Consider the following 19,182-nt stretch of genomic DNA (forward strand, 5'->3'; position numbering starts at 1 on the left):
CACTTACCTATCTTTGTCCAAACTCCATTCCGCCCGCCCATGTCCTCCATTGCCGACGTTCTCTCGCCCGAATCCAAAGCCCACACTGCCCAAAAAGGCAGCACCAACGCCAACGGCTTCACCGATTATTTCGACCTCGACGGGTTGCTCACCGAGGAGAATATCCTCGTGCGCCAGAGCATCCGCGACTTCGTGAAAAAGGAGATTTCGCCCAACATCGAGAAGTGGGCGCAGCAGGCGCATTTCCCGAGTGAAATCGTGCGCAAGTTTGGTGAGGTGGGCGCGTTCGGCCCCACCATCCCGCAGGAGTACGGCGGCGGTGGGCTCGATTACATCAGCTACGGCCTCATCATGCAGGAGATTGAGCGCGGCGACTCGGGTATGCGCTCCACGGCCTCGGTGCAGGGCTCGCTGGTGATGTTCCCCATCTACCAATACGGCTCGGAGGAGCAGCGCCGCAAGTACCTGCCCAAGCTGGCCAGCGGCGAGTGGCTAGGGTGCTTCGGCCTCACCGAGCCCGACCACGGCTCGAACCCCGGCGGCATGACCACCAATATCAAGGAGGAAGGCGACCACTACATCCTGAACGGGGCCAAGCTTTGGATAAGCAACTCGCCCGAGTGCCAGGTGGCGGTTGTTTGGGCCAAAAACGAGCAGGGCCGCATCAAAGGCGTCATCGTGGAGCGCGGCATGGAAGGCTTCACTACTCCCGAAATTCACAACAAATGGAGCCTGCGCGCCAGCATCACCGGCGAGCTGGTGTTCGATAACGTCAAGATTCCCAAGGAGAACATCCTGCCCAACGTGGAAGGCCTGAAAGGCCCACTCAGCTGCCTCGACTCCGCCCGCTTCGGCATCGCCTGGGGCGCCATCGGCGCAGCCATCGACTGCTACGAGTCGGCCCTGAAATACTCGCTCCAGCGCGAGCAGTTCGGCAAGCCCATCGCCAGCTTCCAACTCCAGCAGAAGAAGCTGGCCGAAATGATTACCGAAATCACTAAGGCCCAGCTACTGGCCTGGCGGCTAGGGGTGCTCAAAAACGAAGGCCGCGCCACCAGCGCCCAAATCTCAATGGCCAAGCGCAACTCAGTCGAGATGGCCCTGCACGTAGCCCGCGAGGCCCGCCAGATTCACGGCGGCATGGGCATCACTGGCGAGTACCCCATCATGCGCCACATGATGAACCTGGAATCGGTGGTGACTTATGAGGGCACGCACGATATTCACTTGCTCATTACGGGAGCTGATATAACGGGTATTCAGGCGTTTAAGTAGGTGAAATTGTGCAAAAAAGGCCGTCCGCAATGCGTGGACGGCCTTTTTTTATGTAGAAAATCCAGATTAGTTTTTCTCCAGCAAATACACCGTCTGGTTGACGAACGTAGTGCCGCCCTTGGCAAAGGAAGAAGGCGTGGTGCTTACCACGTGCCAGCCAGTTTTGGTTAGCTCATTCACTTTGGCAAGAGCTACTTTCTGCACTTCCATGAAGCCGGTGGTAATCTTCTCCGCGCTACGAATTTTGACATCAACTGCCTGCTCAGTTTGCTGGCCGTTAGGTAGTACGGTTGTTACGTTGGCATCAGCTGAGAAGGAGTTCAGCGTAAAGTTGCATACAACCATCATGTAGCCAGTGGGTTCGGCAGCTTTCGGATAGAAGGCCCAGGAACTGGCCGTAGCTAGCGCCAGGCCGAGAAAGAGTAACGGTTTTTTCATGTTTAAGGTAGTAGCCTAGGGATATAGATGAGGGTGCAAGTTAGCGGCCAAGGCATTAACCCTGGTTGCGCTGCATACTACTGACACTCATCGGCTACACAGTCCGGTCGGACCCTAGCGCCGCTCCAGCATATATACCGTTTCGGTGGTGGCGCCCACGCCCACGGTGCTCTGGGCGATGCTCACCACCCGCCAACCCTGCGCCGTTAGTTCGTTGATTTTTAAGAGTTCCGCCTTGTGCAGGGCGATGCCGGCGGCGGTGCTGTTGCGCTCGGTGCCAATCTTGATGTTGGTCAGGCGCTGCACCTGTTCCTGGCCGTTGGGCTGAATGGTCGTGATTTCGGGCACGTACGAATTGGTGCCCGGCCGGCCGCTGCCTACTACCATGAGGTAGCCGCCGGGGGCGGCAGTATTGGGGTAAAAGGCCCAGGAGCCAATGGCCGCCAGCCCAAGGGTTGCAAAAAGGATGAGCTTTTTCATGAAGCAAAAGTGAAGAATAAAAGACAAATAGCTTTAACGTAGAGGGGTGCTGGCTAGGGCATGGCGGGCTACGGGCGGCGGACCGCGCTAGTCCGTCAAAATAAGCTGGACGTTAACAGCCCGTACTCATCCCCGTACACTTCAACCACACCCTTTCCTTTTCCACTCATGGCTACTGAACCCGAAAATCACCACGAAAACGCCGAAAGCCGCCGCCAGGAGCGCCGCGAGCACGACAAAGAAGCTTACCGCGAGCAGGGCGACGACATGCGCCAGGGTGGCCCCGACCCCGACCTGGCCCACCGCCTGCGCACCCGCTCGGGCAACGGCAACTTTGAACCCAACGTGCAGGCCGAAGACGGCACCAGCGACGGTGTAGCTGCCCACATTGGCAGCAGCGGCCAGGGCGCCAGCCGCCGTGGCCACGACACCGAGCAAAACAGCAACAAAGCCCCCGACCGCCTCGACCAGCGCAACGTGGAAGGCGGCGACCTGAAGGACTAGCCAGCCGCTGGCTAGCCTCATCAAAGCCCGTCGTGCTCAGCACGACGGGCTTTTTTACGGTGCTGTTTTCGGCGGTTTGGCGGGCCAGGGCGTAATTTGCCCGCATGAAGCCCGCTACGCCCCTCGTTTTGCTGGAATGCCTGGTTGCCGGCACTTCCCACCGCCCCGAACTTCCCAAGCAGGAAAAGTCGCTCAAAGTCGGCCAGATGCTCCGTCTCGAGCGCGAAGCCGACAGCAAATACGACGACTGGGCCGTGAAAGTCCACTCAGGCGCGGCCGATGACAAAGCCAGCATCTGGCTAGGGTACCTGCCCGAAATTCGCAACGAAACCGTGGCCCGCCTGCTCGACGCCGGCTACCCCCTCACCGCCCGGCTAGCCCATAAAGCCTGGGAAGACGACTGGCTGCACCTCGAAATAGAAGTGCTACTGCCGCGCGAATAACGTTGTTTTAGGCGCCGGCTCGGGAGCTTTTTGCTAACTAAATTGGTTAGCCAATTGCCCGTTGCCGACGGGCTGCCGACAACTCTCACCTGACCACTTTCAACCATGCGCGAAGCCTATCTCACCGGCGGCACCGAACATTTCGATGCCACCGACAAGGACATCGACAAGGCCCTCCGGCCGCTGAGCTTCAGCGACTTTACGGGCCAGGATAAAATTCTGGAAAACCTCAAGGTGTTCGTAGCCGCCGCCAAGCAGCGCGGCGATGCCCTCGACCACGTGCTGCTGCACGGCCCTCCCGGCCTGGGCAAAACCACGCTCTCGCACATCATTGCCAACGAGCTGGGCGCGGGCATTAAAATGACCAGCGGCCCGGTGCTCGACAAGCCTAGTGACCTCGCCGGCCTGCTCACGAACCTAGAGCCGCACGACGTGCTCTTCATCGACGAGATTCACCGTCTTAACCCCGTGGTGGAGGAGTACCTCTACTCGGCGATGGAAGACTACCGCATCGATATCATGCTCGACTCGGGCCCCAACGCCCGCTCGGTACAGATTTCGCTGTCGCCCTTTACGCTTATCGGCGCTACTACGCGCTCGGGTATGCTCACGGCGCCGCTGCGGGCGCGCTTCGGCATCTCGGCTCGCCTGGAGTATTACGACTCGAAGCTGCTGACTACCATTGTGCAGCGCTCGGCCGAAATTCTGCAAACCCCCATTCACGAAGACGCGGCCTACGAGATTGCCCGCCGCAGCCGCGGCACGCCCCGCATCGCCAACAACCTGCTGCGCCGCACCCGCGACTTTGCCCAAATCAAAGGTACCGGCACCATCACGGTCGAGATCGCGCAGTTCGCCCTGAATGCCCTCGACGTGGACGCCCGCGGCCTCGACGACATGGATAAGCGCATTCTCACCACCATCATCGACAAGTTCAAGGGTGGCCCGGTGGGTATCAGCACTATTGCCACGGCCTGCGGCGAGGAAGGCGAAACCATTGAGGAAGTTTACGAGCCCTTCCTCATTCAGGAAGGGTATATCAAGCGCACGGCTAGGGGGCGCGAGGCTACCGAAGCCGCCTATCAGCACCTGGGCCGCCTGCTGCCCCAGCACCTGCGCGGCAACAGTGGCGACTTATTCGGCGAGATTACCGCGTAGGTTGTAGCGCGAACTTTATAGTCCGCGTTTCCCTAGCAGTCCTTTTCAACAAAACGCGGACTCCAAAGTCCGCGCTACAACCAATCGGAACGCGCCGCCCCCAGCGGCGCGTTCTTCGTTTCTTCGTGGTTCAATTGCCCGCTAACCCATGTTACTGCACGCCGAATGGACACCCTATATCAAACGCCGCGCCGCGGAGCTAGGGTTTATGGCCTGTGGCATTTCCAAGGCTGAATTCTTGGAAGAAGAAGCACCGCGCCTCGAAAACTGGCTTAAGCGCGGCATGAACGGCCAAATGGGCTACATGGAAAACCACTTCGATAAGCGCCTCGACCCGCGCCTGCTCGTAGATGGTGCCAAGTCGGTTATCTCGCTGCTGCTCAACTACTACCCGCCGGCCGAAGACCAGCAGCCCGACGACACGCTGCAAATTAGCAAGTATGCCTACGGGCGAGACTACCACTTCGTCATCAAAGACAAGCTCAAAACGCTGCTAGCCGACCTGCAGGCCAATATTGGCGAGGTAGGTGGGCGCTGCTTCGTCGATTCGGCGCCGGTGCTCGACAAGGCTTGGGCGAAGAAAAGCGGGCTAGGGTGGGTCGGTAAGAACTCGAACCTCATCACGCCGGGCGCGGGCTCTTTTTACTTCATTGCCGAGCTGATAGTAGACGTGGAGCTGGAGTACGACGGGGCCATCCGCGACTACTGCGGTACCTGCACCAAGTGCCTCGATGCCTGCCCCACGCAGGCTATCACCGAGCCCTACGTAGTGGATGGTAGCAAGTGCATCAGCTACTTCACCATCGAGTTGAAGGACCAGCTGATTCCGCAAAATGTGGCGGGGCAGTTCGGCAACTGGGTATTCGGCTGCGACATCTGCCAGGACGTGTGCCCCTGGAACCGGTTTTCCAAACCCACGCAGGAACCGCAATTTCAGCCCCATCCGGAGCTGAAACGTCTGTCAGTCAGCGACTGGCAGGAGATTACCCACGAAGTTTTTCAGGCGTTGTTCAAGCAGTCGCCCCTCAAGCGCACGGGCTATGAGGGGCTAAAGCGTAACATCCGATTTGTAACTGGGCAGAGCCAGCTAGGGGGCTAAGCGGCTAGCCTGGGCAACGGGCTATGCTGCGTAAACACGCGCTTTAGTACCCGGCGGTAGAGGCGCGCAAATTGCTGGTAACACCACGTTTTGAAGTCCGGCAAATCAGGAGTTTGAACGTGTTTTAGTGCTTTGCGCAACTCCTTTTCAAAGAGTTTTTTACTGAAGCTGACCTTCAGCAAAATCATTTTGACGTAGTCTAACATAGCGGGTGGGAGATGGAGAGGGTATAACCTACAGGGTAGCCCTATACGCAATATGCGCCGCTAGGGCTGCCGCACTAGGCGGTGTCGAAAGAGATTATAAAGATACCAATTGTATTACAATGCATTGCATTATCAAAAAAATAGCTTGCGCCTAGGCATCAAAAAGCCCGGCCCTGCCAAAGCAGAGCCGGGCCTTAAGGTAAAGCTTGAAGTCAAGCTTACTTAGGCACCGATAAGCGGACCAGCAATAGCCAGTACCTCGGATACCGTTAGGATTTCATCAAAGGCGGCAGCGGCGTCTTTTGACGAATATGTAACCCCAGGTGTAGGCACACCGGCCGACGACAGGTCGTAGCTAGCCTGTTTAGTATTGCTTTCCGGGGTGGCGCCTTGGTAAGGAGCCATACCGTCTAAGTCACGTCGCCATTAATATAGGCAGTTTGCTTACGCATGGTGCGGCTACGGGCCGCGTGGCAAGCTTCTGCGATAAATTTTTATTCAAATATTAAACGTTGTAATGTCACATTTGGCTATTTTTTGGTGAAGTCAAAGTACATGGAATGGACATTATCAGCTATTTTTGTAGATTTTATACAAATATTAATAATAAATATAAATAAAATTATAATCACATAAATCATTAATATTTCCTTTCCCAAATATTTTTGTTCGCTTCATTTGTATAGTTATCTGATTGTGTCTGATAAATATTATATGTGTCAGTATTAATTGGCATTGTTTAGCTATAGGTGCAATCAAAAACATTTTTTTAACAATAAAAATTTTTGCATCATGTCAAAAAAGTCATTTGCATCATTCAACTCTATTAGGCCGTTTGTTGGTACAAAGGCAATGGGTAATTTAATAAAATTACCTTTAATTAATGCGTTAAGCGTGAATGCAGCACGGACCGCTATCGTTTTAACTTGTATATGTGCATTGCCATCCTGTCAGAAGGAAGGTAATATTCTTGCTCCTTCAAAAGGGATAGAATTGTCAGCTAATGAAACGAATACTCTCCAAAAGGACTTTGCAAACATTTTAGCAAAAGCTATACAAGCAGAACCTGGAATTCGACAGTTATTGAAAGACGAGGCACTTAAACAATTTGATAATGATGATGATGTACTTTATTCCATTGTCAAAGATAAGATAATCGGCAAGGATGAGTCTTTTAGGGATGCATTAATAAAATATTCCAGTGCTGAAAAATTGTCGTATATAGAGGCAAAAATGCCTTTATTAACAATATTTGTACCTACTTTACCTAGTGGCTTTTCGCCGAAAATGTGGGACGCCAACAAACAGATACCTGTAATAGCCGTTAGCCTTAGAGTAGATAATAATGTGCCTTATTACGGCCAAAATGGAGAACAAGGAATAATAAAACCAGGGCAAACTCCTGCTTTTCCTATTCTAGTTGTTAAACAAAACGAGCGGGTAATTGCTGAATTAAGCGGTGGAAATGCTGAAAAAGAAAATGTCTCACTTCAATTTTATAATGAAGCAGGCATTATTTTTAAATTTATTGATAAATCTTTTGACAATGTTCATACAACACTTTCTAGTACTAAAGCTGAACCTGGAGCAGGGAGGTCTAGGCATGCAAGCGTAAGTGAAATAGACCAAATAAATACAGATGCTTATCTTTTCAATGGACCAGACCCGAATGTGCAATGGCAAAGAGATTGGATATATTATCAGATAAGTGATGACCTAACTGCCTCAAGACCCTATGTTTATCCTACTGGTAACCCACCAACTAATAGAGGGTCATTCGATAGGAATTATATTGAGTCTATACGTTCTATGAAATTTAGTGCTGATGCTTTTTATAAAATGTCTGACCAGACTGAAGACCCAGGCATTAAAACACAAACTACAACACCTGGTAGTCCTTGGACTGAAGGGAGATTTGAGATTAGGATTTCGCTGCTTACCAATGCAAAAAATAGTGTTGGGTCCGAGTATAAAAGAATAATTTCAGTAAATCCTGCGGATATATATGATGTTAACTATAATTATAGTGGATATGGATTTTATACGTTTTCGTCTATTACCCCAAAAGAACTTAGGCCAAATGTTGACCTACTTCCGTGGGATTTATACAATTATGGCTCCGTATGGAAATTCGTTTTTTATGAAACCGATGTCTCTGGCACAACGGCTTATAACACTTCAAATAGTTCAACTTATGGTGCCAACTTCGATGTGTCTGCTGGCATAACAACAAAAACTAGTGCAAAATTTGGAGCTTCCTTTTCTACAACTAGTACTGCCTCCTATACTTTAACCACTTCTTTAGGGGATGACTTTTTAGGCGAATCTGTATTGTCTTTTGATAGACCCGTTGTAAAATCAGGTAGCTATGTAAACGGATATGATACCAATGAAATAGATACTGGTGGTACTTATGGTTACTTATCGCTTAGCGTTGAGGCTATAAGATATTAAAAAAAGTTTTTGATATAATTTATCAGCTATTGTATTTAACAATTTTATCTGGACGGTAATAGGGCAACAAAAAACCGCTTAGAAGTAACTAAGCGGTTTTTTGTTGCCCTATTACCGTCCAGATAAAACTGTTATTGGACTAGTCCACCAGCGCGCGAGGCGTCCAGTACCTCAGCTTTGGTTAGAATTTCGTCGAAAGCCGCAGCGGCATCGGCTGCCGAATAAGTGACACCGGCAGTAGGTACGCCAGCAGCCGTGAGGTTATAGCCAGCCTGCGTAACATTGCTTTCAGGAGTAGCGCCAGTATAGGCCGCGTTCGAGTCAAGGTCGCCATTGCCCGAAATCCAGGGCGTTTGAGCCCGCATATAGCGAATGTGTGCTGCGTGACGAGCTTCTACTGAGTGAATACGAAGAGCCGATTCGAGCGGGTTAATGGAACCTACACCAGTGATATTTACATCACCAATACCTTGCAGGTCGGTAGCACGGCCTTTGTAAGCACGTACCCCTGTGTCTTCTAACAACTGAGCAACCTGAAGTTGGGCGGCAAAAGAAGTTAGAGTAGCAAAAGTGCTAGATTTAAAAGCGACACCTGTAACAGGTGTGCCATTGATACCTTTCACCACAGTGGTAAGCAGGTTCACGTGGGCAGTTTCGTGTTTACTAATTTGATTAATAGCTGCTTGCTGGGCTGCCGTAGCAGTGGCGAACAAGGGGGATGCCTTTACCTTGTTGTAAAAATCAGCTTCTAGTAACTCGAGGGTTAAGGCATAGTTGAAAATTTCAACCGGGTCGCCAGCATTGGTGCCAGCGTAGGCCTTTTGGAAGAAAGAGGCTAGCAGCACCGGCGTAGCGGCCAGGGCCGAGCGCTTGGCTACAGTGCCGAGCGAAGAAAAAACAGCACGGCGGGAATCCAGACGGTCAAATACATCGGGGTCAACTTCCGACAGCTGGTTCAGGATATTCAGGAAATTCATGGCTAGGGATAGATTGCAAGTGGAAAAGAACTATTTGCCGACCTGGCTGGCGTCGAGGCGCTGGGTGATGTAGGTCTGAGCGACCGAAATAACATCGACAGGCGTCATCGACTTGTCGAGGCCTGTGCTAGCATCCACTTGGTCATCGGCGGCAAACGAGCCGGGCGTAATGAGGTCGCGGATATAGGCCGCGTGGCGCGCTTCTACTGATACAATCTTGCCGGCCACCGTCAGGTAGGTAGGGCCGTTGGGGTCCGACGCCGAGATGAGCTTGCCGGCGCCGTTATAGGCAGCTACCCCCAGGTCTTCAAACGCCTTGGCAGCGCCAAGCACCGAGGAGCGCGAAGTAAACGTGATGCTGCTAAAATTGGGCGTCAGGTCCATTAGCGGCGTGGCTTTGGCCACGTTGATAATGGCGGCCTTCAAAAAGTCGCGGTGCAGGGCTTCGTGGGCAGCTACTTGCTGAAAATAAGCCAGTTCACCGGTTTGGAAGTCGGTAGCAGGAGTCTTTACCACTTGCGCATAGAAAGCTGCTTCGAGCTGCTCCAGCGCATAGGCATAGTTGAGCACGCTCAGGTTGCCATTGCCCAGGCTTACCATACCGGGCTCCGAGTCGCTTTTGCTGCAGCCTGCCAGCACGAGGGCCGTGGCGCCGGCCGTAGCACCGGCATACATAAAAAACGAACGACGCTTGATGGGCGTGTAGAGGGGCTGCTCTACTCGCGGCTCTTGCAAGAGCAAATCAGAGTTTTGGTTGGTTGCCATAAAAGGAAAAGGGAAAAAAGTAATTGCCGGGGCTGCGGCTCTATACGGCTGCTACTATTGTTCAGGTTACTTTGATTATTTATTTTGCCTGAATTAGTTTAGCAACGCATACTGCCGGCCTGTACGCTAGGGGGAGAAAAACGATGTAGCTAGCCCCAAAGCAAAAGCGCCACGCTCCATGTACGGAGCGTGGCGCTAACTTGGATTCTGCGCGCTTAAAAATTAAGCGTTCAGCTAAGCTTGTAAAGCATTCGGCGAGTAGCCTGGGCTTGTATTTTCAGGTAGTGTCTTAGCGGCAACGCTTAGCTAAACAAGCCCTTGGCTTTCCCGGCTGCTGAGGTAAACATCAAGGCAATGCTCTTAACGGTAGCCGCATCGAGCGGCTCGTCGAAGGCCTCCGAAACGGCCGCAGCCGTGTAGGTACTGTTAATAGTCGTCAGGTTTACACCGGCTTGCGATACATTGTCGTCGCCAGGATAATAAGTATCAGCGGCTTTGGGGTCGGCGCCGGTAGCGGGCGTGCCGGGGCCGTACACCTTGCTGGCGGGCTGGCTGCCATCGGGGGCCTTGGGGCCACCACCATCAACGAGGCTAATCCAGCTTTTAGGAGCATCGGTATAAGGCGCCACAGCCGGGGCCCCGGCCGAGCCAAGCATATTGGCTACGATAGCGCGCCGCACGCTGCGAAAGTGCGAGTTATGGCGAGCCTCCACCGAGTGAATATTGAGGGCAGCTTCTAGGATGTCTTTGGTCGCCGCAGTATTCAGCACCGGAGCGCCGCCTTTGTAGGCCCGCTGGCCGGTATCGGAGAAAGCCTGGCCGGCCGCAAAAAACAACGCGCCGTTTGCGTTGCCCATTGCGCCGGGCAGGAGCGCATTTTTCATCGGGCCGTTGCCCGAGCCACTACCACCCGAGTAGTCGAAGTCAGTAACAAGGTAGGAAGGTGCCGACGAGCCTAGTACGCCACGCAGCGCATTGATATGCCCGGCTTCGTCGTTGCGAATAGTCGTAACGCCGTTCACTTCCGACGGTGGTATCAACCCGCTGATACCAAGGGCGGTATTGTAGAAATGATACTCCAGGTATTCGAGCTGCAATGCCAGCGTGAGTACTGCCTGCACAGGAGCCGTCAGCGTGGCGCTTTGGCCATAAGCGCGGTTGAAAAATGAGGCTAGCACGGCAGGCACAGCGGCGGCGGTTACTTTCTGGCCGGCATTGCCGAGGTATTTGAACACCCGGCGACGCGGGTTAATGCGGTCGAGAAACTCAGGGTCGGCTTTCTCTAAGTCAGAGAAAAGTTGAAAAAAATCCATAACAAGGCAAATAATTACTAGTGAATGACAATGCGACGATTAAGCGAAGCTGTTAGCCGAAAGCTTGGAGCCATCGGCCAGGTAGTTGTTGACCGCTTGCAGAATCTGCGGCGGGCGCTTCGAGCGCTCCTGGCCGGGGCCAGGGTTGCCATTGCCTTGCGTGTTGGGGGTAGAGTTAGGAGTGCCTTCGCCCAGGTAAACACCCGCGGTAGCAGGGGCCGAGGGCGTAAACGTGTTCACTACATCGCTGTCTACAAACTTGTTGTAGTTGCGCAGGTCGCGGATAAGCGCCGCGTGCCGGGCTTCTACTGAGACAATCTTGCCGGCTAGGGCCAGGTTGGCGTTGCTCGTCAGGAAGCGGCCGGCCCCATTATAGGCCGCTACTCCGGTGTCTTCAAACGTCTGGGCGGCGGCCAGTACCTGGTCGCGGCTGCCAAAGTTGATGCTGCTAAAATCGGGCATCAGGTCTTTCAGCGGGGTAATATTGTTAGCCTGTAGCGCGGCCTTCAAAAAGTCGCGGTGAATAGCCTCGTGCAGCGCCAAATCGTCGAAAATCTGCTTCTCGGCGGCGGTGATGGTACTACCAGTGTAGTAGCCGCCGGTTTTTATCTGGGCGTAGAAAGCGGCCTCTAGCTGCTCCAGGGCATAGGCGTAGTTCAGGATGCCGGCATCGCCCGAGCCTACGTCGATAGTGCCGGGTGAGGAGTCGCTCTTGCTACAGCCAGCCAGCACAAGGGCTGTGGCGCCCGCCGTGGCACCGGCATACATGAAAAACGAGCGCCGCTTAATAGGCACATGTAAGGGTTTGTCGGGCTCAACCTCGCGCAGCTGAGGCTCGGAAGAAAAAGAAGTTGGCATGGAAAAGGAAAAGAAGGATAATAAAAAATTGAAGCTTTTAATACTGTAGGCTGACAAGATTGTACTGGGCTTAAGTATTTGGCGCTCATTTAGTATGTACGGCACTTTCAAGCCGAGGGTGCGCAAAAAGACAGTGTGCCAAAACACTGACGCAGCCGTGTTCGGAAGCAACTACTTGAGGGATAGTTGCCAGATTCTGAGTAAAAGCTGAGGTAATAATATTGAAAAAGACGTGCCACGGCCGTAATTTTTATGCTGGCCTGCGTGTGAGGCCCGGTTAAACAAGAAAAGCCAGCCCCTGAGGCTGGCTTTTTACAAAAGGAGGCAGGCTGGTAGCTTAAGAAGTAATTAACGTGTGGAAATTTATAACAAGCACTATTTTTCGGTAGCAGCTAGCGGGCCTACCAGGCTCGAAGGCCCTTGCTACCTCTTAGAAAGAGCGTGCTTGCTAGCTTTACGACCTTTGTAAGCAGGTAGGATTTTAGCGGTGAATAAAGAAGTAGTGGTGTGGCCGATTACTATGCGCAGGTGGTGGCGCTGCTGGTGGCTGGCGAGCTGGCTGCTGGCGGGCAGCCTGCACGCCCAGCCCGCTAGCCCCCCGGCCAGCGGTGAGGTGGGCTTGGTGGTGCCTGCCGCAACCGTGCCGCTGGCGGGGCCTTTCACGCTGGCGTTTCGGCTGCGCGGAGCGGCGCTAGCCAGCCACTCGGCCTTTCCCGAGATAGAGGGCTTTCGCAAAGCGGCGGGCCTTACTACCACCACTACCACCCGGCTGCTGCCCGGTGGCCAGCGCAGCACCGAGCTCACGGTGGCGCAGCGCTACTTCCCCTATGCAGAGGGCGATTATGTAGTGCCGGCTTTCACCATAACGGTGAATGGCCACGTGCTGCGCAGCCCCGGCGGGCGGGTGCACGTGGGCGCGGCTAGCCCCCCGCTCGATGTCAGCGCGGCCCCGCCCGGCACGGGCGTGGGCTCGCTCGACCAGCTGCTGGGCAAGCCCAAGCCCAAGTATTTCTACGAGCCGCCCGATGCGGGCCAGCTAGCCCTCGAAGCCGACCGCAGCCAGGTATACGTGGGCCAAGGCGTGCGCGTGAACCTGTATTTCTACCTCAAGCCAGCCGACCAGGCCCTGCTCAATTTCTACGATTTCAACAACCAGCTTACCGAGCTGCTGCGCCAGCTGCGCCAGCCCACTACCTGGGAAGTGGCCGCCCCCGACCCGTCGCCACTGCCCGACACGGTGCGCCGGGCCGGTGGCCAGCTGTTTTTACGCTTTCGGCTGGCGGGGCGCACCTATTATCCGCTCACCAAAGAGGCGCTGCAGTTTCCGGCGCTGCAGCTGGTCCTTACCAAGTTCAAACTGCTGAAAAAGCCCGAGCCTGGCGACAACGAGCGTCTGGCCATTTACAAAACCTACACGGCCCCGGCCCTGCACGTGGCGGTGCGGCCGCTGCCTCCGCCCGGCACAGCCTTGGTGGGCGAGTATGTACTGCACGAAGGCATCAGTGGCACGCGCTTTCGCACGGGCGAGGCATTTACGTACACGTTTGGCGTAGAGGGCAGTGGCAACGCGGCGGCCCTGATGCCCCCGCCACTACGGCCGCGCGCCGGGCTAGCCGTATATGGCCCCGACGTGCGCGAAGAAGCCTTGCCCGACGGGCGCTTTCGCAAGAGTTTTCGCTACCGGCTGGTGCCCCAGCGCCCCGGCCCGCTCGCCTTCGATAGCCTGCTGCGCCTGCCATTTTTCAACCCCGTAGTGGGCCGCTACGACACGCTGCGGCCCGAGCTGCGCGTGGTGGTGAGCGGCACGCCCCGCGCCACCGCCTCGGCTAACCCCGCCGACGACCCCTTTTATGGCCCGGCCCTGGCCCGCGCCGATGCCCAGCTGCAACCCCTCGATGTGTACCGGCAGGTGGGCCGCTACGCCGCCTGGCTGCTGGCCGCATTGCTAGGCGTGGCTGGGGTGGGGTGGTGGCGGGCCCGGTAGGCCGCACTATTTTTGGGGCTTACTCAAAGAACGCATGTCAAATAGTTTCGGAACGCTTTTTCGCATCACCACCTTCGGCGAGTCGCACGGGGTGGGTATTGGGGTCATTATCGACGGTTGCCCGGCGGGGCTGGCCCTCGACCCGGCGGCCATTCAGCGGGCCCTAGACAGGCGCCGGCCGGGCCAGTCAGCGCTCACTACTCCGCGCAAAGAGGCCGACCAGGTGCAGGTGCAGTCGGGCGTGTTTGAGGGCCTGACCACCGGCACGCCCATCAGCCTGTTTATTCCGAACGCCGACCAGCGCTCCGACGACTACTCGCACATTGCGGGCGCCTACCGCCCTAGCCACGCCGACTACACCTACGACGCCAAATACGGCCGCCGCGACCACCGGGGCGGGGGGCGCAGCTCGGCCCGCGAAACGGCTGCCCGCGTAGCCGCCGGCGCGGTGGCCGCTGCCCTGCTGGCCCACTTTAGCGTCGAGGTAAAAGCTTACGTATCGGCCGTGGGCGAAGTGGAAGTAGGCAAGCCCTACGAAGAGCTCGACCTCAGTCTCATCGACAGCAACCCTGTGCGCTGCCCCGACCCCGAAGCCGCCGCCCGCATGGAAGCCCGCATTCGCGAGGCCCAGGCGGCGCACGATACCGTGGGCGGCGTCGTTACGGGCGTGGCTACGGGCCTGCCGCCCGGCCTCGGCGAGCCGGTGTTCGACAAGCTGCCGGCCGTGCTAGGCCATGCATTACTGAGTATTAATGCCGTAAAGGGCTTCGAGTTTGGCTCGGGCTTCGAGGGCACCAAGCTGCCGGGCTCGCAGCACAACGACGAGTTTTACACCGACGAGGCCGGCCGCGTGCGCACCCGCACCAACCACAGCGGCGGCAGCCAGGGTGGCATCAGCAATGGCCAGGATGTGTACTTCCGCGTAGCCTTCAAGCCGGTAGCTACGCTGCTGCAGCCGCAGCAAACCATTAATCAGGCTGGCGAGGCCGTGACCCTTGCCGGCCGCGGCCGCCACGATGCCTGTGTGCTACCTCGCGCCGCGCCCATCGTAGAAGCCATGACGCAGCTTGTGCTGGCCGACCTGCTGCTGCGGGCGCGGGCGAGCAAGCTGTAGAACCTTGCGCTGAATTTCTTGTTATGGATTCTAGTTTAGAATGAATCCAGAGATTGGATTTGCCTTTGCGGAGGCGCTTGTTTAGAAAATCTTAAAAATCAACGATATGTCTGCCGTTTCCATCTACGCCGAGGCGTCACCCAATCCTGAGAGCATGAAATTTGTGCTCAACTCTACCTTACTGCCCGATGGCGTCAGCGTAGATTATCCCAACGTGGAGGCCGCCGTGAACTCGCCCGTCGCGCAGGAGCTGTTCGGCTTCGACTACGTGGGCCGCGTGTTCATCGCCCAAAACTTCGTCACCGTAACCAAAACGCAGCCCGAACTGGGCTGGACCAGCATCATTCCCGAGCTGCGCCAGTTTATCAAGAGCTACGTCGAGGCCGGCGGCACGCTATTCACCGTAGACCCCGCCGCCGAGCAGAAGGCCGCCCAAGCTGCCAGCGCCGGCGACCCGACCCAGCAAGACGGCTTTACGAGCCAGAAAATCATCGACCTGCTCGACAACTACGTGCGCCCCGCCGTGGAGCAAGATGGTGGCAACATCACCTTCAAGAGTTACCACGACGGCATCGTGACCGTGAACCTGCAAGGCTCGTGCTCGGGCTGCCCCTCGGCCACCGTTACCCTGAAGTCGGGCATCGAAAACCTGCTCAAGCGCATGGTTCCGGAAGTGAAAGAAGTAGTAGCTGAAGGCGTGACGGTATAACGCTCGCCTACCGGCTCGTAAGCGCCCCGAAAAGTCTGCCTGCCTAGGCTAGCTTTTCGGGGCGCTTTCTTTATGTTTGTTGTTTCCGAATCTATATGGAGCCAGAGCTATTGTTCGCTGAGCCTATTGAAGCATTGCCACCTGCTTATCCTACCCTCGGCGAAAGCTGGGGCGTGCTCGGATGGTTTTTGGTTGTGTCGCTGGTTGTGGGGGCGCCGTTATATGGCTTGGTGCACTGGCTATTGCCCATGCAATTGCCGGCTTACAAGCTCGGGGCTGGCGCTGGGCTAAGCATAGTGGTGGAGGTGGTGCTGCTCGGGTGGCTGCGGTGGCGCGTAAGCCCCGCCCGCTGGCCTCGCCTGAGTTGGAACGTAGGGGGGCCTAGCTGGCAGCTATATGCGCTGTTGCTGGTGTTGGTGCCCATTCAGGCAGCTGTACTGGTGGGCCTACACTTATTGCCCCTGCCCAATTGGACCGCCAAAACGTTCCTGAGTATGGCCCAATACCCGGCGCTGAGCCTGGCGTTTGGCTGCTTGCTCGCGCCGTTGCTGGAGGAAATCCTTTTTCGGGGCATCATACTTCGGGGGCTGTTGCGCAATTATTCGCCGGCTGTAGCCATTGGGCAGTCGGCCCTGCTATTCGGCGTCTTTCACTTGAACCCGGCCCAGAGCCTGTTTGCGATGCTATTTGGTGTGACGCTGGGCTGGCTGTATTACCGCACACAATCGCTGGCAATTTGCATCACGATGCATGCGCTCAATAATCTGCTGTCCTTTTCTTTAATGATGCATAGTGGCCCATCCATGAGCGAAGCAGCCGAATACAAGTTTCTGCACAGCTACGCTTTTCTACTAACGCTTCTGGTGGCCGGGCTACTGCTGGGGGGCCTAGTCTGGCTGATAAAGCGCATGACCTCACCCCCGCCTGCCGAATCGTTGGCTGAGTAAAGCCCAACGCAAAAGCGGTCGGTTGCCTAAAGGCAGCCGGCCGCTTTTTTGTGGGCTAGTCCGTAGCCACTAGATTTTGCGGGCCCGTTGCTTCACCGTGAAGTTGCGGCTCACGTTGAAGCCGAAGCAGATGTAGCCGTCGAAGAAATTGCCCGTGGTTTGGGTAATGAACTGCTGCTCAATCATGCCCGTCGAGTTGGTGACGTGCAGCTGAAAAATATGGCCGCCGGTTTCAATATCTACCCCTAGCGCCACCGAGTTGCGGTAGTGGTCGGCGGTGTAGGAGGGCATGAGGTAGTAGTACTCCGCGTTGAGCGAGAAGCGCTTGGTGAGCTTGTAGCGCCCACCGGCCCCTAGCGCGTACACGTCATTCTTTTCGCCCTCATTTATCACCAGGTTGCGGTGAATGAGCGTGGGCATGAGCTGGAACGAAAAGTCGGTGCTGAACTTGCGCGCAATCAAGGCCTGGTACGTGTAGGCGGTGCGCTTGCCCAAGGTGTAGTCAATGCCGTTCGTCATGTGGTCGGTCATGATAGCGGCCGACGAAAACAGCGTCACTGACACTGGCACGGCGCGCGCCCCGGTGGTTTGCTGAATGGCTTTATACTTCAGAAAGCCATCGTACACTTTATTGAGCGACGAGCGGCCTACGCCAATCTCAAACCGGTTGGTGAGCGCATACTCGAACCCTAGTCGCAGGGTGGCATGGTCGAGGCCAAAAAACTCGGAGGGGCCACTATTAAGGGCGCCAAAGCGGTGCGAAATCAAAAACACCATGGTGCCCTCGCCGGGAGTTTGCACGGTGTGGCCATTGATGAGGCGCGTGGCTTTAAACGTCGCGTCCACTACCTGCGTGGGCGCGTCCTTCTTGGTATCCTGCTCCAGCTGGCCTAGCAGGTCGCCTTGCGCGTGGGCGGCTGGCGCGGTCCCGGCTGCCAGTACGAGGCACAGCAGCGCCGTGCGCGTAAAAAGAGTAAGTAGTTTTTTCATAAAATGACGGGTAGCAAAGGCATGAAGGCTAGGGCTGCGACACCAGGGCGGGCGCTACGGCATCGCAGGTGAGGTTGATGCGCACGCTCACGGATTTGGCGATGTGTTCGCGCACCAGCAAGGGGATGTCGATAGAGTAGTCGGCCGGGGCCACGTTGAAGTAGGCAAATACTACCAGCTGGCCGTCGCGCAGCTGCAAGGTGCCCGTCACAATAGCCTTGTGGGTGACGCCGTGCATGGTGAGATTGCCTTCGGCCTCCACCGTTTGGGCGCTGGTGGGCAGCTGCTTAAGCACCTGGGCGGCGTTGAGGAGCTGGCCGGTGAAGGTGGCTTTCGGAAATTTGTCCGACTCCATGTAGTTCTCGTTGAAGTGCTCCTGCATGAGCGTGCGCTTGAACTGAAACTCGTGGATGGGAACCGAAAAGGCAATCTGGCCCGTGCTAAGGTCAAAGACTGCCGCCACCTTGTCGTTGCGGGCCTCGATGTCTTCCATAATGGAAGCCGAGAAAAACGAGATATGCCCGGCGCGGGTCATGTACTTGCCCTGGCCCCAGGCCGGCTCGGCGCCCGCCAGACCTAGCAGCAGCCCGAGCCCGAGCATACCCAGCCGCCCTATGCTTGGTAATAGTTTAGTCATACCGAAAAAGGGCAGAGGGTGTCGAAGAAAAAGAGGCGGCATGGCTGAGCCAGCGCCTCTCAATTGTTGGGTGCGCCAGCATCGACCCAGGCTTTGATAATGGCGATTTCGCAGGCATCGGGGCCATTCTTGCCATCGAAGGGCATTTTGTTGTAGCCCGGCAATTGCCGAATGCTGCCCACGATGTAGCTCTCGGCGCCACCTATGGGGTGCGTCCAGGTGCTCAGGGCGGCAAACGATTCCATATTCAGCGTGCCATTCGAGCCGTCGGGAAACGTCTTGTTGTAGTTGGCGGCACTGTGGCAGCGGTAGCAATCATCCTGCAGAATGGGCAGCACATCGGTTTTGTAAGAAACCGATACAGGCGTCGAGGGGCAGGCCGGTTCCGGAATGCTTTCGTGGGTATAGGAGCAGGCGGCTAGCAGCGCCAGGCCCGACAGAATGACCCCTAGCCCTACAGGCCTTGGGAGTAGCGTAAGTACTTTCACAGAGTGTAGCGGGTTAATAGCAAGCAGAAAAATTTAGACGGAAAGGGTAGCCCGAATGGCTAGTAAATCAATAATTTGGGCGGGGAGTAACGGCGATGGTTGTAGTCTGGCGGCGGGCAGCTGGCTTGTCAGGGGGGCTGGCTTTAACCCGATGAGAACCAACTGCTGTTTTTGGTGCAGGGCCAACCTACGTTCGCAGTCAAAGCTAGGATTGAGCAAGTGGGAAAATTAGTGATTTTCGTTGATTGGACCTCTTCTCCATCCGAACGGCTCACTGGCCTATATGGCCGAGCTATAGACCCGCTGGCTTGGCTGCCATAAGGGAGGAGCAATCGGTAGAACG

General features: G+C 55.8%; 21 protein-coding genes. 10 read left to right on the forward strand and 11 right to left on the reverse strand.

The window, feature by feature from the left end; genetic code table 11:
- Positions 1 to 39: 39 nt before the first annotated feature.
- The gene (locus J4D99_RS08875; protein WP_236018585.1) at positions 40 to 1,275 is read left to right on the forward strand and encodes an acyl-CoA dehydrogenase family protein; all 1,236 of its coding nucleotides are present in this window, start codon (positions 40 to 42) and stop codon (positions 1,273 to 1,275) included.
- Between the two features lie 66 nt (positions 1,276 to 1,341).
- Here J4D99_RS08875 and J4D99_RS08880 read toward each other — a convergent pair whose 3' ends face one another.
- Together J4D99_RS08880 and J4D99_RS08885 are read right to left on the reverse strand one after the other, a co-directional pair.
- A complete protein-coding gene (locus tag J4D99_RS08880) occupies positions 1,342 to 1,713 on the reverse strand; it encodes a hypothetical protein (protein WP_208131340.1) in 372 nt (123 codons plus the stop codon).
- Positions 1,714 to 1,827: 114 nt separating this feature from the next.
- On the reverse strand, positions 1,828 to 2,193 hold the full coding sequence (locus J4D99_RS08885) for a DUF4177 domain-containing protein (RefSeq protein ID WP_208131341.1): 366 nt from the start codon (positions 2,191 to 2,193) through the stop codon (positions 1,828 to 1,830).
- Positions 2,194 to 2,361: 168 nt separating this feature from the next.
- Between J4D99_RS08885 and J4D99_RS08890 the strand changes: the two genes are divergently transcribed.
- From J4D99_RS08890 to queG, 4 genes are all read left to right on the forward strand, one after another.
- Complete coding sequence (locus J4D99_RS08890; RefSeq protein ID WP_208131342.1) at positions 2,362 to 2,697, forward strand: hypothetical protein; 336 nt, start codon at positions 2,362 to 2,364, stop codon at positions 2,695 to 2,697.
- A gap of 104 nt (positions 2,698 to 2,801) precedes the next feature.
- Positions 2,802 to 3,140, forward strand: a complete 339-nt coding sequence (locus tag J4D99_RS08895; RefSeq protein WP_208131343.1) for an HIRAN domain-containing protein — start codon at positions 2,802 to 2,804, stop codon at positions 3,138 to 3,140.
- 105 nt (positions 3,141 to 3,245) lie between these two features.
- On the forward strand, positions 3,246 to 4,298 hold the full coding sequence (gene ruvB, locus J4D99_RS08900) for a Holliday junction branch migration DNA helicase RuvB (protein ID WP_208131344.1): 1,053 nt from the start codon (positions 3,246 to 3,248) through the stop codon (positions 4,296 to 4,298).
- A gap of 148 nt (positions 4,299 to 4,446) precedes the next feature.
- Positions 4,447 to 5,397: a tRNA epoxyqueuosine(34) reductase QueG gene (queG, locus tag J4D99_RS08905; protein WP_208131345.1), complete on the forward strand. Its 951-nt coding sequence runs from the start codon at positions 4,447 to 4,449 to the stop codon at positions 5,395 to 5,397.
- Here the strand turns inward: queG and J4D99_RS08910 are convergent.
- Positions 5,394 to 5,603: a hypothetical protein gene (locus J4D99_RS08910; protein ID WP_208131346.1), complete on the reverse strand. Its 210-nt coding sequence runs from the start codon at positions 5,601 to 5,603 to the stop codon at positions 5,394 to 5,396. The two genes, queG and J4D99_RS08910, sit on opposite strands and share 4 nt — an antisense overlap.
- Before the next feature lie 222 nt (positions 5,604 to 5,825).
- Complete coding sequence (locus tag J4D99_RS08915; RefSeq protein WP_208131347.1) at positions 5,826 to 6,008, reverse strand: hypothetical protein; 183 nt, start codon at positions 6,006 to 6,008, stop codon at positions 5,826 to 5,828.
- Positions 6,009 to 6,395: 387 nt separating this feature from the next.
- Between J4D99_RS08915 and J4D99_RS08920 the strand changes: the two genes are divergently transcribed.
- Positions 6,396 to 8,057, forward strand: coding sequence for a hypothetical protein (locus J4D99_RS08920; protein WP_208131348.1), 1,662 nt, complete (start codon positions 6,396 to 6,398; stop codon positions 8,055 to 8,057).
- A 131-nt stretch (positions 8,058 to 8,188) separates the two neighbouring features.
- Here the strand turns inward: J4D99_RS08920 and J4D99_RS08925 are convergent, their stop codons facing one another.
- The 4 genes from J4D99_RS08925 to J4D99_RS08940 all read right to left on the reverse strand — a co-directional run bounded on the left by J4D99_RS08925 (position 8,189) and on the right by J4D99_RS08940 (position 11,970).
- Entirely contained in the window at positions 8,189 to 9,034 is an 846-nt protein-coding gene (locus J4D99_RS08925; RefSeq protein WP_208131349.1) for a ferritin-like domain-containing protein, read from the reverse strand.
- Between the two features lie 30 nt (positions 9,035 to 9,064).
- Positions 9,065 to 9,799 (reverse strand): ferritin-like domain-containing protein, encoded by a 735-nt coding sequence (locus J4D99_RS08930; RefSeq protein WP_208131350.1) that lies wholly within the window; start codon positions 9,797 to 9,799, stop codon positions 9,065 to 9,067.
- A gap of 302 nt (positions 9,800 to 10,101) precedes the next feature.
- Positions 10,102 to 11,112 (reverse strand): ferritin-like domain-containing protein, encoded by a 1,011-nt coding sequence (locus tag J4D99_RS08935; protein WP_208131351.1) that lies wholly within the window; start codon positions 11,110 to 11,112, stop codon positions 10,102 to 10,104.
- 39 nt (positions 11,113 to 11,151) lie between these two features.
- On the reverse strand, positions 11,152 to 11,970 hold the full coding sequence (locus J4D99_RS08940) for a ferritin-like domain-containing protein (RefSeq protein WP_236018586.1): 819 nt from the start codon (positions 11,968 to 11,970) through the stop codon (positions 11,152 to 11,154).
- 487 nt (positions 11,971 to 12,457) lie between these two features.
- Here J4D99_RS08940 and J4D99_RS08945 point away from each other — a divergent pair, with 487 nt between their 5' ends.
- From J4D99_RS08945 to J4D99_RS08960, 4 genes are all read left to right on the forward strand, one after another.
- Positions 12,458 to 13,954: a BatD family protein gene (locus J4D99_RS08945; RefSeq protein WP_208131352.1), complete on the forward strand. Its 1,497-nt coding sequence runs from the start codon at positions 12,458 to 12,460 to the stop codon at positions 13,952 to 13,954.
- A 34-nt stretch (positions 13,955 to 13,988) separates the two neighbouring features.
- Positions 13,989 to 15,068, forward strand: coding sequence for a chorismate synthase (gene aroC / locus J4D99_RS08950; RefSeq protein ID WP_208131353.1), 1,080 nt, complete (start codon positions 13,989 to 13,991; stop codon positions 15,066 to 15,068).
- A gap of 106 nt (positions 15,069 to 15,174) precedes the next feature.
- A complete protein-coding gene (locus tag J4D99_RS08955; protein WP_208131354.1) occupies positions 15,175 to 15,777 on the forward strand; it encodes a NifU family protein in 603 nt (200 codons plus the stop codon).
- A gap of 95 nt (positions 15,778 to 15,872) precedes the next feature.
- A complete protein-coding gene (locus J4D99_RS08960) occupies positions 15,873 to 16,724 on the forward strand; it encodes a CPBP family intramembrane glutamic endopeptidase (RefSeq protein ID WP_208131355.1) in 852 nt (283 codons plus the stop codon).
- 69 nt (positions 16,725 to 16,793) lie between these two features.
- On the opposite strand, the gene J4D99_RS08965 is transcribed toward J4D99_RS08960, so the two are convergent.
- The 3 genes from J4D99_RS08965 to J4D99_RS08975 are packed head-to-tail and all read right to left on the reverse strand — an operon-like array spanning position 16,794 to position 18,839.
- Positions 16,794 to 17,714 carry a DUF5777 family beta-barrel protein gene (locus tag J4D99_RS08965; RefSeq protein WP_208131356.1) on the reverse strand — a complete coding sequence of 307 codons (921 nt, stop codon included), beginning with the start codon at positions 17,712 to 17,714 and terminating at the stop codon, positions 16,794 to 16,796.
- Positions 17,715 to 17,742: 28 nt separating this feature from the next.
- Positions 17,743 to 18,351 carry a YceI family protein gene (locus tag J4D99_RS08970; protein WP_236018587.1) on the reverse strand — a complete coding sequence of 203 codons (609 nt, stop codon included), beginning with the start codon at positions 18,349 to 18,351 and terminating at the stop codon, positions 17,743 to 17,745.
- 59 nt (positions 18,352 to 18,410) lie between these two features.
- Positions 18,411 to 18,839, reverse strand: a complete 429-nt coding sequence (locus tag J4D99_RS08975; RefSeq protein WP_208131357.1) for a hypothetical protein — start codon at positions 18,837 to 18,839, stop codon at positions 18,411 to 18,413.
- Positions 18,840 to 19,182 lie beyond the last annotated feature (343 nt).

This window comes from Hymenobacter sp. BT559 (genome assembly GCF_017571525.1).
GTDB classification, from domain to species: domain Bacteria; phylum Bacteroidota; class Bacteroidia; order Cytophagales; family Hymenobacteraceae; genus Hymenobacter; species Hymenobacter ginsengisoli.

Bases quoted from the DNA above. Each gene is read 5' to 3' on its own strand.
- aroC (WP_208131353.1), top strand. From the start codon at position 13,989: ATGTCAAATAGTTTCGGAACGCTTTTTCGCATCACCACCTTCGGCGAG.
- queG (WP_208131345.1), top strand. From the start codon at position 4,447: ATGTTACTGCACGCCGAATGGACACCCTATATCAAACGCCGCGCCGCG.
- J4D99_RS08960 (WP_208131355.1), top strand. From the start codon at position 15,873: ATGGAGCCAGAGCTATTGTTCGCTGAGCCTATTGAAGCATTGCCACCT.
- J4D99_RS08965 (WP_208131356.1), bottom strand. From the start codon at position 17,714: ATGAAAAAACTACTTACTCTTTTTACGCGCACGGCGCTGCTGTGCCTC.
- J4D99_RS08880 (WP_208131340.1), bottom strand. From the start codon at position 1,713: ATGAAAAAACCGTTACTCTTTCTCGGCCTGGCGCTAGCTACGGCCAGT.
- ruvB (WP_208131344.1), top strand. From the start codon at position 3,246: ATGCGCGAAGCCTATCTCACCGGCGGCACCGAACATTTCGATGCCACC.
- J4D99_RS08895 (WP_208131343.1), top strand. From the start codon at position 2,802: ATGAAGCCCGCTACGCCCCTCGTTTTGCTGGAATGCCTGGTTGCCGGC.
- J4D99_RS08925 (WP_208131349.1), bottom strand. From the start codon at position 9,034: ATGAATTTCCTGAATATCCTGAACCAGCTGTCGGAAGTTGACCCCGAT.
- J4D99_RS08910 (WP_208131346.1), bottom strand. From the start codon at position 5,603: ATGTTAGACTACGTCAAAATGATTTTGCTGAAGGTCAGCTTCAGTAAA.
- J4D99_RS08955 (WP_208131354.1), top strand. From the start codon at position 15,175: ATGTCTGCCGTTTCCATCTACGCCGAGGCGTCACCCAATCCTGAGAGC.
- J4D99_RS08885 (WP_208131341.1), bottom strand. From the start codon at position 2,193: ATGAAAAAGCTCATCCTTTTTGCAACCCTTGGGCTGGCGGCCATTGGC.
- J4D99_RS08920 (WP_208131348.1), top strand. From the start codon at position 6,396: ATGTCAAAAAAGTCATTTGCATCATTCAACTCTATTAGGCCGTTTGTT.
- J4D99_RS08930 (WP_208131350.1), bottom strand. From the start codon at position 9,799: ATGGCAACCAACCAAAACTCTGATTTGCTCTTGCAAGAGCCGCGAGTA.
- J4D99_RS08940 (WP_236018586.1), bottom strand. From the start codon at position 11,970: ATGCCAACTTCTTTTTCTTCCGAGCCTCAGCTGCGCGAGGTTGAGCCC.
- J4D99_RS08875 (WP_236018585.1), top strand. From the start codon at position 40: ATGTCCTCCATTGCCGACGTTCTCTCGCCCGAATCCAAAGCCCACACT.
- J4D99_RS08890 (WP_208131342.1), top strand. From the start codon at position 2,362: ATGGCTACTGAACCCGAAAATCACCACGAAAACGCCGAAAGCCGCCGC.
- J4D99_RS08915 (WP_208131347.1), bottom strand. From the start codon at position 6,008: ATGGCTCCTTACCAAGGCGCCACCCCGGAAAGCAATACTAAACAGGCT.
- J4D99_RS08935 (WP_208131351.1), bottom strand. From the start codon at position 11,112: ATGGATTTTTTTCAACTTTTCTCTGACTTAGAGAAAGCCGACCCTGAG.
- J4D99_RS08970 (WP_236018587.1), bottom strand. From the start codon at position 18,351: ATGACTAAACTATTACCAAGCATAGGGCGGCTGGGTATGCTCGGGCTC.